The organism is Algoriphagus sanaruensis (assembly GCF_001593605.1).
Classification (GTDB): Bacteria; Bacteroidota; Bacteroidia; order Cytophagales; family Cyclobacteriaceae; genus Algoriphagus; species Algoriphagus sanaruensis.
In genome coordinates, this window is the sequence record NZ_CP012836.1 from 2,668,293 (window position 1) to 2,684,893 (window position 16,601).

Genomic DNA, 16,601 nt, shown 5'->3' on the forward strand with positions numbered 1-16,601 from the left:
ATCAATATAAATAGCTAATTACTATTAGGTTACAAACTATATTTAAAAACAAAAAGATGCTATTTCCCTTTGAAAGGGGAGTTTCCAAAATGCAGAGAAGAGGGAAATTTTAAGTGGGGGAGTGGATAACTCATGTGGATTAATCCACAATTACTTGTCGATTCCTGAAAGTAACTTTTCGACTTGTGCGATCAATTCTGATACTTGATCGTCCCAAAAAATAGAGGATGGGACAGGCGAATTAAAATAGGATTGGTGAATGGCTAGATCGAATGAGCGTTGAGCAGAAGTTCGATCTTGAAAATCCACGGATATCCCACCATTGTATTCGTTGAAAAAATTTTCCCAAACTGGATTCTCAGTGATCAAAACTGGAACTCTCAATGCGGCACATTCAAATAGCTTCGTGGGAATCTTGGATTGAATGGATGGCAAAATCGGATATGGCAGCAAACAAAAATCAGAGCTAGAAATGACCTCAAGGATTTGATCATGAGGAACCGGATTTTCAGATATGTTGAGCTGAATTTGAGGGATCGTGTTTGCCAATTCTCTCAACTCCTTTTCAAATTCTTTGACAGGAACATGACCACAAAGAATTAGGATGGAATCAGGATAATCACTCAAGATTTCCTTAAACCAAGCCACTCCTAAGTTGGTGCCATACCCCCGACTCAAGGTTCCTGTGATCGAAAAAATAAAGGTCCTTTTCCCTTGAAAAGTCCGGTTTTCACAAATCTTCATTCTCCCCTTGAATTTATTCTCCAAAATCAATCTTGGTTTTTTATCGGGCATTTCCTCGGCATAGCATTTTTCCGCCAAGAAATAAAAATCTACACCTGGCAATGATTCCGCCCATTGGATTACAAGTTTTCCGATTAGAAGCTTGAGTCCATGATGAGTTGATCCGTAAGTAAGATTGAACAAATAGTTTTCTTGGACATCATAAATCAACTTGTACCTAAAAATCAGCTTAAATAAGCTTGCTAAAGGAAGTAATTCGAAGGTGCAAACTATCAAAAGTTGGGGTCGAGTGGTAAAAAGACAAAAGCTGAATCTTACCTGAGCCAAAACCCGATCCCAAATCGAATGAAAATGACTCATAGAAGAAAAAAATCGGAAACCCGGAGTTGAATCCGGCTTTTCTGGAGAAAAGCCTATGATGTTTACCTCGTATTTATTTGTTTCGCCAAGCGATTGGGCTAGCTTTTCAAATGCTCTACTATCCCTGACTGGTTTCAGGGTAGAGGCAATCAAAATAGGTATCTTCCCAGTCGCGGAATTACTCATAAACGAAACTAAATAAAATAATGGAACTCAGAACGCTTATCGAACAAGCTTGGGAAAACCGAGAATTATTGAAAGAAAAAGAAACTGAAATTGCTATAAAAACGATCATTGCTGATTTGGATGCAGGAAAAATCCGAGTAGCAGAGCCTCTTGAAAATGGAGATTGGCAAGTCAATGATTGGGTAAAAAAAGCGGTAATTCTTTATTTCCCAATTCAAAAAATGCAAACCATCGAAGTTGGTCCGTTTGAGTTTCACGATAAAATGGCACTCAAAACCAACTACGCAAAGCAGGGAGTTCGAGTGGTGCCTCACGCTGTAGCTCGTTATGGCGCTCATTTGGCCAGCGGCGTGGTAATGATGCCTAGCTATGTGAATATTGGAGCATATGTCGATAGTGGCACGATGGTTGATACTTGGGCCACCGTCGGATCCTGTGCGCAGATCGGCAAAAATGTTCATTTAAGTGGTGGTGTGGGTATTGGAGGTGTTCTTGAACCTGTTCAAGCGGCTCCAGTAATCGTAGAAGATGGAGCCTTTATCGGTAGCCGTGCTATTATAGTAGAAGGTGTTCGAATCGGAAAAGAAGCCGTAATCGGAGCAGGAGTAACCTTAACAGCGAGCTCCAAAATTATCGATGTCACTGGATCAGAACCAGTCGAATACAAAGGATATGTTCCACCAAGATCTGTGGTCATTCCAGGTTCTATTTCAAAAAATTTCCCTGCCGGTACGTATCAAGTGCCATGTGCACTGATCATCGGACAGCGAAAGGCTTCTACGGATCTCAAAACCTCACTTAATGACGCCTTGAGAGAAAACAACGTAGCAGTCTAAACCAACTTTACATGAAATTATCGAGTAAAATAGTCTTAATCCCGGTTTTTGCCGGGATTTTGCTTTCCGCTTGTTCAGAACAAAAAGTAAATCAAGCCGATGCTTATTTTGAGAGAGGTCAATATGAATTAGCCGCTCAAACTTATTCTGAAAATCTAAAAAGCAACCCTGGAGACGTAAAAATGATTTACAATAGAGGGAGGGCTTTTCAAGAAATGGGGAATTTGGAACAGGCCCAAGCTGATTTTGAAAAAGCTTTTGAAATCGAGCCAAACAATACCCAAGTACTTTTAAGTTTGGCCGCTATTCAACTTGAGCAGAAAAATTTTGCAAGCGCCTTACTTTATGCAACCAAGGCTGAGGAAATCGCAGGTGCACCTGCAATGGCATCCTATTTAAAGGGCAGATCACTTCATGGTTTAGGAATGCCAGAAGATGCGCTAAAAGCTTATGGAACAGCGATCCAACTTGATAAGGAATTTGGACAAGCATATTTCACGCGAGGAATGTTGAAAGTTGCCTTAGAGCGAAAAAAACAAGCTTGTGAAGATTTTCAATTAGCAACCTCACTGGAATATCCAGGAGCTAAAGATGCTCTCGCCAAATATTGTAAACGATAAAAAAAAGCCCGATTTCGGGCTTATTTTTTTTCCTGCTCTTCGTGGTCGTGGTGATCACAAAGAACCTCTCCAGTTACTCTTCCTGCTCCTAAGCAAGTTTTACATTCGCTTACTTGTTTTCCAGTTCCTTGGCATTCAGGGCAGGTTAGTCTACCTTTTGCATTGCATCGCTCACATTCAAAAATTTCAACCTGATTAAAAACATTGATTTTTTTGATCATACCAGTTGCTGCACACTTGCTACAACCGACAATCGTTTTTCCTTTGCAATAGTCGCAGGTTTGTTCTTGCTTTTTCTGCCCCATACATGTGGCACAAACCTCATATCGGTAACCTTTAGAATCACAAAGTCCACAAGCAGAAATTTCAGCCAAAGGCTTTGTCAATTTTTGTTTCAGTTCTTTTGCTCCTTGAAGATTTCGACCAGTTTGTCCGGTGAGCTCGAGGTACTTATCCAGAAAGTTTTTGCTATTATTAAATTGGCCTAATTCAAATAAAGTCTCAGCAAAATAATAGGGCATTTCTTCAGGGAGTGGTAGCCCAGATTCAATCAGACTTCGGAACAATTCATTTGCCGTTTGATAATCTTTTCGTTCGATCGCTGCCAAGGCACCTTGCATCCAGCGATCTGTTTGTCCCAGGTTTGGAATTCCTTGAGCCATCCCTTTCCAACCGAAAAGAAGTTGGAAAATAGAAACAATCAGGAATACAGAAATATTATGAGTTGGTTTCAAGTTGATTTGCTTTATGAATTCTAGTTCTTAAAGAAAGAAGAGCTTTGCAAGTTAAAATATGTAATTGAAAAAATGGTTTGAAAAGAGGCTGTCTAAATTTTTTCCAAACGACGAAAATCTTCCTCAGTGTCTATATCTAAGGCTCCAAGTGGAAAGTTCAATGGTATAGTGTCTTCAGAATTTTCAAGGATTACTTTTTTCGCTCCTTCAGAGCCTTTAAGATTTAACAGGTCTTGGAAATATTTCTGATCAAAAATCGCCGGAACACCTAGTGTTCCAGAATAAAACGAGGCGACGATCCCTTTTCCTGAACTTTCTTTTTCAATAATCAAATTGTCTAATAATTGATGATTGACAAAAGGCTGGTCGCAGAGCATCAAAATCACTTGGTTAATCCCATCTTTTTTTATTAAAAATCGAAGCCCAGTCTGCATGCTGGAAGCCATACCTTGCTCCCAATTTTCATTAATCACATAAGAAACAGTCTCTGAATCAAATCCTGTTTTGATTAATTCTGGATTCCAACCCAGGACGACTACACAAGATTCACTGCTACTTTTTTGAGCCTTTTCAATCGCTCTTTGAATTAATTTTTTGCCTTGAAATTCAAGTAGTTGCTTTGGCCTACCTAATCTTGAAGATGAGCCGGCGGCAAGGATAATTAATCCAGTTTTCATGAGACCTTTTCGTGAATAGGCCCTTGCTTATCTCGTAAAAAAATGGGCTGCTTTTTATTTAATACTGCCTTTATTTCCGCTAAAATAGAAAGAGCTATTTCTTCGGAGGTTTCAGCTCCAATTTCCAAACCAATCGGAGCGAAAAGATTTTCCATGGCGACTCGGATTCCGTTTTTCTCAAGTCTTTGGATTAGCTTTTCTGTCTTTCGCTTGGGGCCCAAAATCCCAATGTATGGAATCATACAGGTTTGAAGCTTTTCAAGTACAATGACCTCATACTCAAAATTATGGGTCATCAACAAGGCCACTGTATTCAGATCAGTTTCAAGCTGATGTACAACTTCCTCAGCAGGCCCTTGAATGATTTGCTTAGCAGTTGGAAAACGAGCTTGAGTCGCAAGATTTTTTCTTCCGTCGATTAAAATCAATTCAAAGCCTAGGATATCAGCAATTTTAGCAACAGGAATCGTGTCATTTCCAGCTCCAAATAATAAGATTCGAGTAGCTGGTTTAATGACTTCGAAAAAGACAGAGGCTTGTTGATATTCAGAAAAAGATTGAATCAGATTTTGAGGTGAATCAAATTCAAGAATCTCTTTTTCTAAAACCTGCCTAAAGTCCGATGGTACCTTAGCTAGACTTCCAAAATCTTGATTTCCTTTCTTCAAATAGATCGTGCCTATTTGCTCTGACTTAGAATTAGGGACTGAAAATAGGGTAAGTAGGAGGCAAGTCTCCCGATCGGAAAGTGCCTTTTTGATTAATTCTACTGGATTTTCGGGATTTCCAAAGTCGACAGGTTCAATCAAAACATGAATGATTCCATTGCATCCCAAGCCTACGCCAAATTTCTGATCATCCTCATCGGTGGTATCATAGGTGACCAGCATTGATTTTTGCTGAAATATCACCGATTGAGCTTTTCGAAGCGCATCTCCTTCCAAACAACCTCCACTGATTGCTCCGGTTAGGTTTCCTTCTTGAGTAACCAACATCCGTGCACCGGGTCGGCGATAGGCAGATCCATCTACTTGAACTACGGTTGCTAGCGCAGCGGAGCTATTTTCAGATTTGCAAACTTCGTAAGCTTGGATGATTTGCTGGAGTTCTTTCATGGATTTGAGATCAATTGGCAAGTTGGAAGTCGATTTTTCGGAAGGAATACCAAATCGATAATCCAACCGAAATCACCAAGTATCCAACAAAAATATAGATCGATCCAGGTAAAAACTTATTCAAATCAAACCAGTCTCCAGAAGTAACTACGAAATAGAAGGCATAAACAGCCTTTATCAATTCCCAAACCCAAGCATTCGGATTGCGATCCATTAATTCTGAATAGGCATACACCGTCAAAAAGACAAAGCCTCCGTAATAAAAAATCCCAGGGGTGCCAATTGCTGCCAGATTTCCAAACAAATAACTAATGAGAAGCAATAAGACAATCAACTGGCAAAAACTCCAAAATAACATGCCTTGGCTGAGGTGAGAATTGTATTTGTCAAAGTGGTATACATCCTCAATTTTGGAAACTGGATATTTTTGGGCAACATCGGCGGGTCTCCACCCCAATGGCATAAACCAGATTTTGAGTTTATCAGACCATTTTTGAGCTCTCCAAGCATCCTTGATCAAGAGCCAAAGGTGCATAAAATTGATCTTTATTGGATTCCAAGTTTGAACAGGGCGAGTGACGCCATAAATCGCTGGAATTTCAGGTTTCTCTTCCTGATAAGTGCCAAACCATTTATCCCAGAAAATAAAAATCTGACCATAGTTTTTATCTAAGTATTCCGGATTGATCGCATGATGCACACGATGATGGGAAGGAGTGACGATGATCTTTTCCAAAAATCCCATTCTACCTATGTGGCGGGTATGATACCAAAATTGGGCAAACAAATGCAGGGGTGCTACTACTGCTATGACTTGTGGTGGAACTCCCAAAAGTGCTGCAGGAATCAGAAAAACCGCAAAAATCTTTACAATCGAAGAAATACTCTGCCTTAAGGCACAAGCAAGATTAAATTCCTCGCTACTATGGTGGATGATGTGATTGTTCCAAAAGATATTGTATTCATGTGCAATACGATGGGTCCAATAACCAGCAAAGTCCAATGCAAAAAATGCGATCACGTAAACGAGCCAAGAGGCTTCTATCTGAAAAAATGAAAACTTTTCGAACAACCAACCATAGGAAATTACCACGATACTGAGTCCCAAAACATCCTTGGTGACATTGGTGATACCAGAACTTAAACTGGAAATCATATCTGTCACGGGCACTGTATCTTGACCTTTCCAAACGCCCCAAAACTTTTCAAACAAAACCAGCACAAAAAAGGCCGGCATCGCAATCAGTAAAATCTTTCCGTAGGTTTCCATATTGGGTTTAACATTCGAGTGCTAAACTTAACCAATAACCCCATTTGTTTCAATGGTAGTTTTAAAAACCAGAAAAGGAAAAACTAGATTACGATGCCGGCAAACCTTTTAGGAAATTGCTTTCGCTTCATTCACCAAATCCTGATTCTCATCAGAAAGGCAGGAAGCCAAAAACTGATCTATCGATTCTGTTCGGGTTTGCCCATTTTTCAATAGTACTCCCAAAGTTATCACGACTCCAATTCGAGTTCCGACTTTCTTGGCAGCAGTACTAAATAATGGTTCCAATTCCTCCAGACTCACTTCTTCAGCCAATCGCTGAATATCTGCTTTTGCTTCTTCCAGTTTCGAACCAGAAAGGTTGGTGTATTTTTTTGCAATTTTCTGAATCTCAGTCAGTGCATTTCTAGTTCCAGTATTTTCAACAACCACAGTCTTTTGAGCGGAGGGGGCAGGAGCATTTTCTTTTTGCTCAACTTTTGCCCAAGTATCTCGAAGACCAACCGTCTTATTAAAAACCAGATTGGATGGATCAGAATCTTTATCGAGGGTGAAATAGCCAAGACGCTGAAATTGGAACTTATCTCCAACTTTGGCTCCAGCCAAGTAAGGTTCCAAATAGGCGTTTTTAATCACCTTCAAGGAATCTGGATTCAAGAACTCCAAGAAATTCCGATCTTCATGGGCATCTGGTGCTTCATCTAAAAACAAGCGATCGTATTCTCGAATCTCAGCAGTGATCGCATGAGCAATTGAAACCCAATGAAGTGTTCCCTTCACTTTCCGCATACTGGCTTCAGTTCCACTTCCTGATTTAGAATCCAAATCTACGGTACAATGAATCTCAAGAATATTCCCTTCGGAATCCTTTACTACTGAATCCGCTTTGATGATATAGGCGCTTTTTAAACGCACTTCATTTCCCAGAGACAGTCTGAAAAACTTACTTCCACCTTCTTCTTTGAAGTCTTCGCGCTCGATATATAATTCCCGTGAGAAAGGTACCTCATGCGTTCCCGAATTGGGTTCTTCTGGATTATTCTCCAAATGCAAAATTTCGGATTTTCCTTCCGGATAATTGGTCAAAACCAATTTCACAGGATCCAAAACTCCCATGACACGAGTAGCCGTCTTATTAAGGTCTTCGCGGATGCAAAACTCAAGCAATGAAACATCCGTCACGTTGTCCCGCTTGGCAATACCTGCCAAATCACTGAATTTACGGATAGCAGCAGGAGTATAACCTCTTCTTCTCAAACCAGAGATGGTTGGCATTCTAGGATCATCCCAGCCAGAAACCACCTTTGAATTAACCAAGTCAAGCAATTTCCGCTTGCTCATGACCGTGTAGCTCAGGTTTCTTCTTGCGAATTCCCGCTGCTTAGGTCTGATCGTCTTCCCGGTATAAATTTGATCTAAAAACCAATCGTAAAGTTCACGGTGAGGTTTAAACTCCAACGTACACAAGCTGTGGGAAACCTCCTCGATGTAATCTGATTCTCCGTGGGCCCAATCATACATTGGATAGATGCACCAGTCGGTACCTGTTCGATGATGAGCTTTGTTGACAATTCGATACAAAATCGGATCACGCATTAGCATATTCGGAGAAGCCATGTCAATTTTTGCCCGCAACACATAGGTTCCTGGCTCAAATTCTCCATTTTTCATCCGCTCAAATAGGGCGAGATTATCCTCCACCGAGGTATTTCGATAGGGGCTATCTACCCCAGGAGTAGTAGGAGTACCTTTTTGTTCGGCCATGGCCTCGGAGCTTTGACCATCTACATAGGCCTTGCCTTCTTTGATAAGTTGAACCGCCCAATCGTACAATTCCTGGAAATAATCCGAGGAATAGCACTCTTTGGCCCACTTGAATCCAAGCCATGCTACATCATTTTTGATGGCATCCACATATTCCTGCTCTTCCTTGGCAGGGTTAGTATCATCAAATCGAAGATTAACAGGAGCATCGTATTTTTCGCCCAAACCGAAGTTTAAGCAAATGGACGCTGCATGACCAATATGAAGATAACCGTTTGGCTCAGGAGGGAATCTAAATCGAAGTTTATCTTTTGAAAGACCTGCCGCCAGATCTTCTTCTATAATTTGTTCAAGAAAATTGAGTGATTCGGTATGCTCTTTCATTAGGCGAAATTTGAAAGCCAAAAATACGTCAAAAGCCTAGTTAAACAATCAATTCTCTAAGTAGAACTCCCTTTGAAGATCTTTTTTTTCAATAAATCTCATGGTTCTTTTTCAATAATTAAATTAGGTAAAGATTCTTTTGAATTGCTTGAATTGAGAAGTAGTAGCATGATTGAGATGCTTCTTGATCTTCAATAATACTTCGGCTAGCACATTTATTTTATACTTTTGAAAGTAGGACCCTCTGGCAAACGATCTGAAAAATGGAAATACCCTCTTTAGCATTGATTAAGAAAGAATTGGCCTTTTTGAGCGAAAAAGAGCTGATTGAATTGATTTCTGATTTGGCCAAATTCAGCAGGGACAATAAAGCTTTCCTTTATTTCAAATTGAACGAACGTGATTCCCCAAGCCTGTTTGTGGATTCTGTAAAGGAAGAATTGGATGAATTATTTCAAACTGCCAATACCAAGAATTACCATTTAGCTAAAAAGGCTGCTCAAACCATCCGTAGAAAGTTAAACAAAGCACTCAAATTGAGTAAGAATAAGGCAGATCAAGCCGATTTGATTTTGTATTTCTGTGAAATGATGAAGCAATATGGATATCTTAAGTTTCGTCATCCTGTAATATCCAATCTGTTTGAAGTTCAAATTGGTAAAGCGAAAAAACTGATTTCAGCCCTCCACGAGGACCTTCAAAGTGACTTTTCCTATCGAATCGAAGAACTCGAATAAACCCAACCTATGACCATTTCCATTTACTCAAACCCAATTGAATTGGGTCAAAACGCCGGAAAAACCGGAGCCGAATTAATACGAAAAGCGATCGATACCCAAGGATTTTCGAATATCATTTTGGCAACCGGAACTAGCCAATTCGAAACCCTCAAGCAACTTTTGACTGAAAAAGACATTGACTGGAGCAAAGTCACTGTCTTTCATTTAGATGAATACATTGGTCTTTCGATCACTCACCCGGCTAGTTTTCGAAAATATCTATTGGAAAGATTCTTCAATCACGTTCCACAGCTCAAAGCCTATCATTTGATCGACGGAGAAAATGACCCAGAAAAAGAATGTGCTCGTCTTTCGACCTTGATTCAAAATCATCCCATCGATGTGGCTTTTGTGGGAATCGGGGAAAATGGTCATTTGGCTTTCAATGATCCACCTGCCGATTTTGACACGGAATCTCCCTACATCCTTGTGGATTTAGATCATGCTTGTCGTATGCAACAATACGGTGAGGGTTGGTTTGCTAGTATTGAAGCTGTGCCAACTCAAGCCATCAGCATGTCGATTCGTCAAATTATGAAATCAAAATACATCATCTGCTCAGTTCCTGATTTGCGAAAAGCGCAGGCTGTTTCGAACTGCTTGGAAGGCGAAATCTCAAATCTTCACCCGGCTTCAATCCTCCAAAGTCATTCCGATTGTCAGATTTTTTTAGACAAACCCGCTTCATCCTTACTTTCCAACCATTAATCGGAAAAGTTTTGGAAGGGTGACATAAAATTTGGTATTTATAGGCAAAGGTAAATCAAATGAGATTTCCTTTTGCTAAAAACCCAAAAGCCACCTATGTCAACACCTTCTGCTGCGGTACGCGCGGACCAGCTAAGCCAAAAGGATACTTGGATTTCGATCGGAATTATCGGAATGCTATTTTTCATTTTCGGTTTTGTTTCTTGGGTCAACGCGATCCTGATTCCTTATTTCAAAATCGCCTTTACCCTTAGCAACTTCGATTCCTACCTGGTTGCCTTCGCTTTTTACATTTCTTACCTCGTCATGTCTGTTCCTTCTTCCTATCTACTCAAAGCAGTAGGATTCAAGAAAGGAATGATGTTTGGCTTCTTCGCGATGGCCATAGGTACATTTATTTTTGTTCCTGCAGCGATGAGTCGAACCTATGAGATTTTCCTATTGGGTTTGTTTACGCTGGGAACAGGTTTGGCTGTACTTCAGACCGCTGCCAATCCTTATGTGACCGTTTTGGGGCCGAAAGAAAATGCCGCCCAACGCATCAGCGTGATGGGTATTTTCAACAAGGGAGCTGGAATTTTGGCTCCTATTCTTTTTGCTGCCGTCATTTTAAGAGTAGGGGATAATGAGCTTTTTCAGCAGTTAGACTCCATGTCTCGAGAGGCTAAGGATGCCGCTTTAGATGAATTGATTCGTCGGGTAATTTTGCCTTATTCGATAGTCGGAACCGTCCTTTTGTGTCTAGGAATCTTTGTGCGGTTTTCGCCATTACCGGAAATCGACACGGAACATGAGACCGCTGAAGTAGCTGAAGCCAACTCAGGAAAAACGTCCATTTTTCAGTTTCCACACTTGATTTTAGGTGCAATAGCGATTTTCCTACATGTGGGAACTCAGGTAATTGCCATTGATACGGTAATTCCTTATGCCAACTCCTTTGGGATAGGATTGATGGAAGCTAAGGTCTTTCCATCTTACACGCTCGCATTTACAATTTTGGGCTATTTGATTGGAATTTCCTTGATTCCAAAGGTGATTTCGCAAGTGAATGTGCTTCGGATTTGTACGCTTTTAGGTACAGGATTCACCCTGTTGATCATTTTTACCTCAGGTCAAGTGACGATTTTAGGAATCACGACGGATATTTCGATTTGGTTTGTGGTGTTATTAGGCTTGGCCAATTCTTTGGTTTGGGCTGGGATTTGGCCCCTAGCATTGGATGGCTTGGGCCGCTTCACTAAACTGGGCGCTTCCATCATGATTATGGGATTGTGCGGAAATGCCATTATGCCACTGGCCTATGGAGCCGTGGCTGACGCGGTTAATGTGCAACAAGCCTATTGGGTACTTTTCCCTTGCTACCTGTATTTGGTGTTTTATGCAGTTCAAGGTCATAAAATCAGAAAATGGAAACTCGCCTGATCGGAAAGTCTTTTTGGGATGGAAAGCCTATGGAAATTTGTGTTTCCGAAGGAAAGATCAAGTCTGTTTCATCTGTCGGAACCAGTCCTGAAAATCTCTGGATCGGCCCTGGATTTACAGATATTCAAGTCAATGGCTATGGAGGTTTGGATTACAATTCACTTCAATCCGATATTTTGGCTTTGGGTCAAATTTCCAAAAAACTGCTTAAATGCGGAGTAACCAGCCATTTTCCCACCATCATCACCAATTCGCCGGGAAATATCTCAACCTTGATTCAACAGGTGGTTCAGCTTAGAAAAATGGATCCCGTAGCTGCTTCCTGCATTTCAGGAATTCATATCGAGGGGCCTTTTATTTCTCCCGAAGACGGACCAAGAGGAGCCCATTTCAAGGAATTTGTACAAGGTCCGGATTGGGATTTGTTCCAAAAGTGGATCGAAGAAAGCGAAGGACTGATCCGAATGATTACTCTTTCTCCAGAATGGGAGGGAAGTTCCGAGTTTATCGAAAAATGTGTAGAATCCGGCATTTTGGTTTCCATCGGTCATACCAATGCAACTCATTCTCAGATTCAGTATGCTCAAAAAGCAGGAGCAAGGCTTTCCACCCATTTGGGAAATGGAATGCATGGAGTCATCACTCGTCACCCCAATTACCTCTGGTCTCAACTAGCTTCCGAAAGCCTTTCAGCAACTATTATCGCCGATGGATTTCATCTTCCTGCTGAAGTGATTCAGGTATTTAAGAAAGTGAAAGGGGAAAAGCTGATGCTGGTGAGTGATTCGGTAGCACTGGCCGGAATGCCTGCTGGGGATTATGAAGCAGAAGTAGGAGGAAAAGTGACCTTGACTCCTGAAGGGAAACTCCACCTTTTCGGAAATCCCAACATGCTTGCGGGATCGGCCATGAATATCCTCCAAGGAATTAATTTTCTGCTTAGAAATAACCTAGCAGATCTACCCGAAGCTTGGCAAATGGCTTCCATACGACCTCAAAGGCTTTTTGAACCCACTTTTGATCCTTTTCAAATCGGTCAAAATGCGGACTTGATTTTAGCAGAACAGCAACCTAATCTCGGTTTAAAAATTCTCAAAGTCCTAAAAAACGGGGTAGAAATACCTCTCGATTAACCCAAACTCAGAAACCATAGCACTATGAAAAATAACCTTAACCGCCGCCATTTCATCAAAACCGCCGCAACCGGAGCCTTGGGGCTCAGTGCTGCAACATCTGCTTTTTCTTTTAATATCCTTTCCCAATACCCGCTTAAGGACAAATACCGTGTTGCCGTGATTGGCGTCAACAGTCGGGGTTCACAACATATTCAGGCATTCGCCAAAATCCCGAATGTGGAAATTGCCTACATCTGTGATGTGGATTCCAGTGCAAAGGAAAGAGGAATTGCCTTGGCATTGAAAGAAGGCGTAAAAACAGCTCCAACAGGATTGGTTGATTTTAGAAAGGCTTTGGAAGACAAAACCCTGGATGCAGTCTCGATTGCCATGCCAGATCATTGGCACACACCTGCTGCTATGTTAGCCCTGCAAGCTGGAAAACATGTGTATTTAGAAAAACCAGGTTCACACAACCCAGCAGAATCCGAACTACTTGTCGAAGCCACCAAAAAATATGGGAAAATCGTCCAAATGGGCAATCAGCGCAGATCCTGGCCTAGAGTGCAGGAAGCAATGAAAGAGCTACACTCAGGTGCAATTGGAAAGGCCTATTATGCCCGCGCTTGGTATACAAATACCCGAAAATCCATCGGTTATGGAAAGCCCGCTTCCTTTCCGGAATGGCTGGATTTCGAGCTTTGGCAGGGGCCTGCGCCACGGGCAGAATTCAAAGACAACCTAATTCATTACAACTGGCACTGGTTCTGGCACTGGGGCACGGGAGAAATCGTGAATAACGGTGTGCACTTTTTGGATTTGGCAAGATGGGGATTGCAAGTAGACTATCCCGAAAAATGCTATTCCAGCGGAGGGCGCTACCACTTTCAGGACGATTGGGAAACGCCTGATACTCAAATTGCTTCATACAATTTCGCTAATGGAAAATCAATCCTGTGGGAAGGTCGCAGTTGCAATGCCCGCGACATCAACGCGATGGGTTCAGGAGTTTCATTCCATGGAGAAAACGGAACACTCGAACTCCTAAACAACTCTTACAAAATCTACGACAATGCCAATAAGCTGGTGAAATCTGCCGAGCCAACGACCAATACCGTGGTGGATCAACGCGGCGCTGGTTTTGACATGGACATCGCCCATTTCACCAATTTTATCAATGCCATCGATAAGGGAGAAAGTCAGATTTCCCCTTACCCTGAAATTCAAAAAAGCGTGTTACTATGCCATTTGGGCAATATTTCATACCGAACCGGCAGAGCTTTAGAAATTGACCAAAATTCAGGAAAGATCCTTGGTGATAAGGAAGCTATGAAACTGTGGGGCAGGGAGTACCAAAAAGGTTGGGAACCTAAACTCTAAGCGTATGGATAAGGAATCCTTCTTCCAACCCTCCAAGGGTTCTGAAGCCCTTGGAGGGTTAAAATCCAATCGATTAGTCAGCATCGATGCGCTTCGAGGCTTTGACATGTTGATGATCTGCGGAGCGGATGCTTTTTTCCGAAGCTTCGAAGGCAAAACTTCAACGGATTGGCTGAATGGATTGGCTCATCAATTTGAGCATCCAGAGTGGATAGGCTTTACCTTTTACGATTTCATTTTCCCGCTTTTCCTGTTTGTGGCCGGGGTTTCTATTCCTTTTTCTTTGGGAAAATTAAAAGAAGCCAATGCTCCTAAAAGCCAAATTTACCGAAAGGCATTCTGGAGGATGATGATTTTGATCGGCTTGGGAATCTTGGATAAGAATGCACCTTTTCCGTTTTTTGATTGGGATCAAATCCGCTTGGGAAGTGTGCTGGGAAGGATTGGGATTGCTGGTTTCGCTACGGTAGTGTTATTCTTGAATTTCAACACCGCAAAACGATTGATTATCGCCGGAGGTATTCTCTTGGTGTATTATGCCGCTATTTTTCTGGTTCCGGTACCGGGAATTGGGGCAGGCGATTTGACTTTCGAGGGAAATTTGGTAGGATGGTTTGATCGGACTTTTCTACCTGGAAGGCTACTACAAGGACAATTCGATGAATTGGGAATACTGACCACCTTTCCGGCGATTTGCCTCACAATTTTAGGCGCTCATGCTGGTGAAATTCTTAGAAAAGTAACTGCATCCGAAAACCAAAAACTGAAAGAGTTACTGGTTACGGGACTGATTTGCATTGGAATAGCCCTGATTTGGAACCTTCACTTCCCGATTTTCAAGCGCATGTGGACGAGTTCTTTTATTATGCTCACTTCGGGTTTGGCATTTCTGTCTTTAAGCCTATTTTACCTGATTATCGACATACTCAAATTCCAGAAATGGGCTTTCTTCTTTGTCGTCGTTGGGATGAATAGTTTGACGATCTACATGATCTATCGCTTTGTCAATTTCAGGTATACCTCGAAGCTTTTGTTTGAGGGGCTTTACAAACCTTTAGGAGAAAATTGGATGCCGGTGATGGAAAGTTTGGGCGCTTTGGGGTTGGTTTGGCTGTTCCTGTATTTCCTTTATCGAAATAAGATTTTCTTCAAGGTTTAGGTAAACTGATTTCCAAACGATTAAATACAGATCGCACCTTTGGTGCTCTTAGAAATGGAATGAATTCATAGCCCCAAATTGAACTTGGGGCTATTACGGCTTGCTCCTTCAGAGCAAATTAGAATTCAAGCGACTGATTCAAAGCGCTGAAAGCGCGTTCTATACTAGCCCAAAATTCAATTCTGGGAATTTTGAGAAAATGATTTTACCAAAAGTGCTAAAAGCACGATCTGTATTTTCTAAAAAATCAAAAATTTAAAACAATAAAAACAGTATAAACCCCATTCTACCAAGACTATATGAAACCTTCTCGTCGATCATTTATAAAAAAAACCACTGCTCTCGGAGCGGCTGCCAGTCTGAGTTCATTACCTTTTTCACTCCTTGGAAATACCAAAGCAGACATTATAAAAATCGGAATTATCGGTTTGGATACTTCACATGCACCTGCTTTTACCAAGCTTTTCAATGCTGAAAATCCAAAGCCAGAACTTTCAGGATTTCGAGTGGTGGCAGCTTATCCTTTTGGCAGCCGAGATATCAAATCGAGTATGGACCGAATTCCAGGTTACATCGATCAGGTGAAAGAACTCGGTGTGGAAATCGTGGATTCCATTGATGCCTTACTACAAAAAGTGGATGTGGTGCTTCTGGAAACAAATGATGGAAAACCTCATTTGGAGCAAGCACGAGCAGTATTCAAGGCTAAAAAACCCGTATTTATTGATAAGCCGGTTGCGGGTTCTTTTTCTGATGCCTTGAAAATTTACCAAGAAGCAGAGGCAGCAGGGGTTCCTATGTTTTCTTCCTCTTCGCTTCGCTACCAGAAGAATGTCCATGCGGTTCGGCATGAAAACAAAATCGGTCAAGTATTAGCCTGTGATGCCTTCAGTCCAGCAACCTTGGAACCTAGCCATCCGGATTTGTTTTGGTATGGGATACATGGGGTAGAAATTCTGTTTACTGCGATGGGAAAGGGATGTGAATCAGTGACACGTTTTTCGACTCAGGATGCCGAAGTGGTAATAGGAACATGGAAAGACGGAAGAATCGGTACTTTTCGAGGAATGCGATCTGGAAAGCACGACTACGGTGGAACTGCCTTTGGAACAGAGGGAAATCTTTTCTTTGGTCCTTTTGAAGGATATGAACCTTTGGCAATCCAAATCGCTGAGTTTTTCCGCACCAAAAAGCTACCTGTTGAACCGCGAGAAACCTTGGAAATCTATGCCTTCATGGAAGCCGCAGATGAAAGTAATCGCCGCGGTGGAATTCCCATTCGCATCGATTCAATTTTAAAATGATCCAGAGCCTTCCAAGTTTTGAAATCTTGGAAGGCCTTTTTATA

Annotated in this window: 15 protein-coding genes; 9 read left to right on the forward strand and 6 right to left on the reverse strand. The window is 41.6% G+C overall.

Translation table 11 applies throughout. The features are described from left to right. Positions 1-150 precede the first annotated feature (150 nt). Entirely contained in the window at positions 151-1,290 is a 1,140-nt protein-coding gene (locus tag AO498_RS11700) for a glycosyltransferase family protein (protein ID WP_067547742.1), read from the reverse strand. 20 nt (positions 1,291-1,310) lie between these two features. On the opposite strand from AO498_RS11700, the gene AO498_RS11705 reads away from it, so the two are divergent. Both AO498_RS11705 and AO498_RS11710 read left to right on the forward strand, forming a co-directional pair. Then, entirely contained in the window at positions 1,311-2,126 is an 816-nt protein-coding gene (locus tag AO498_RS11705; protein ID WP_067547744.1) for a 2,3,4,5-tetrahydropyridine-2,6-dicarboxylate N-succinyltransferase, read from the forward strand. A gap of 11 nt (positions 2,127-2,137) precedes the next feature. Then, positions 2,138-2,746 carry a tetratricopeptide repeat protein gene (locus tag AO498_RS11710; RefSeq protein WP_067547746.1) on the forward strand — a complete coding sequence of 203 codons (609 nt, stop codon included), beginning with the start codon at positions 2,138-2,140 and terminating at the stop codon, positions 2,744-2,746. A gap of 20 nt (positions 2,747-2,766) precedes the next feature. Here the strand turns inward: AO498_RS11710 and AO498_RS11715 are convergent, their stop codons facing one another. The 5 genes from AO498_RS11715 to AO498_RS11735 form a co-directional block, all read right to left on the reverse strand. Further along, a complete protein-coding gene (locus AO498_RS11715; RefSeq protein ID WP_236778594.1) occupies positions 2,767-3,480 on the reverse strand; it encodes an outer membrane protein assembly factor BamD in 714 nt (237 codons plus the stop codon). Between the two features lie 92 nt (positions 3,481-3,572). Further along, positions 3,573-4,157: a nucleotidyltransferase family protein gene (locus tag AO498_RS11720; RefSeq protein WP_067547751.1), complete on the reverse strand. Its 585-nt coding sequence runs from the start codon at positions 4,155-4,157 to the stop codon at positions 3,573-3,575. After that, on the reverse strand, positions 4,154-5,272 hold the full coding sequence (locus AO498_RS11725; protein ID WP_067550452.1) for an XdhC family protein: 1,119 nt from the start codon (positions 5,270-5,272) through the stop codon (positions 4,154-4,156). Before AO498_RS11725 ends, AO498_RS11720 begins: the two co-directional genes overlap by 4 nt. A 10-nt stretch (positions 5,273-5,282) precedes the next feature. Next, a complete protein-coding gene (locus tag AO498_RS11730) occupies positions 5,283-6,542 on the reverse strand; it encodes a sterol desaturase family protein (RefSeq protein ID WP_067547755.1) in 1,260 nt (419 codons plus the stop codon). 108 nt (positions 6,543-6,650) lie between these two features. Next, positions 6,651-8,690, reverse strand: a complete 2,040-nt coding sequence (locus AO498_RS11735; protein WP_067547757.1) for a glutamine--tRNA ligase/YqeY domain fusion protein — start codon at positions 8,688-8,690, stop codon at positions 6,651-6,653. 263 nt (positions 8,691-8,953) lie between these two features. On the opposite strand from AO498_RS11735, the gene AO498_RS11740 reads away from it, so the two are divergent. From AO498_RS11740 to AO498_RS11770, 7 genes are all read left to right on the forward strand, one after another. Further along, complete coding sequence (locus tag AO498_RS11740; protein WP_067547759.1) at positions 8,954-9,427, forward strand: hypothetical protein; 474 nt, start codon at positions 8,954-8,956, stop codon at positions 9,425-9,427. 9 nt (positions 9,428-9,436) lie between these two features. After that, a complete protein-coding gene (locus AO498_RS11745) occupies positions 9,437-10,177 on the forward strand; it encodes a glucosamine-6-phosphate deaminase (protein WP_067547761.1) in 741 nt (246 codons plus the stop codon). A 96-nt stretch (positions 10,178-10,273) separates the two neighbouring features. Then, positions 10,274-11,599, forward strand: coding sequence for a sugar MFS transporter (locus AO498_RS11750; protein WP_067547767.1), 1,326 nt, complete (start codon positions 10,274-10,276; stop codon positions 11,597-11,599). Further along, complete coding sequence (locus tag AO498_RS11755; protein WP_067547770.1) at positions 11,584-12,732, forward strand: N-acetylglucosamine-6-phosphate deacetylase; 1,149 nt, start codon at positions 11,584-11,586, stop codon at positions 12,730-12,732. Before AO498_RS11750 ends, AO498_RS11755 begins: the two co-directional genes overlap by 16 nt. Before the next feature lie 24 nt (positions 12,733-12,756). Then, positions 12,757-14,094, forward strand: coding sequence for a Gfo/Idh/MocA family protein (locus tag AO498_RS11760; protein ID WP_067547772.1), 1,338 nt, complete (start codon positions 12,757-12,759; stop codon positions 14,092-14,094). Between the two features lie 4 nt (positions 14,095-14,098). Further along, entirely contained in the window at positions 14,099-15,253 is a 1,155-nt protein-coding gene (locus tag AO498_RS11765) for an acyltransferase family protein (protein WP_067547773.1), read from the forward strand. A 299-nt stretch (positions 15,254-15,552) separates the two neighbouring features. After that, a complete protein-coding gene (locus AO498_RS11770; protein WP_067547776.1) occupies positions 15,553-16,557 on the forward strand; it encodes a Gfo/Idh/MocA family protein in 1,005 nt (334 codons plus the stop codon). Positions 16,558-16,601 lie beyond the last annotated feature (44 nt).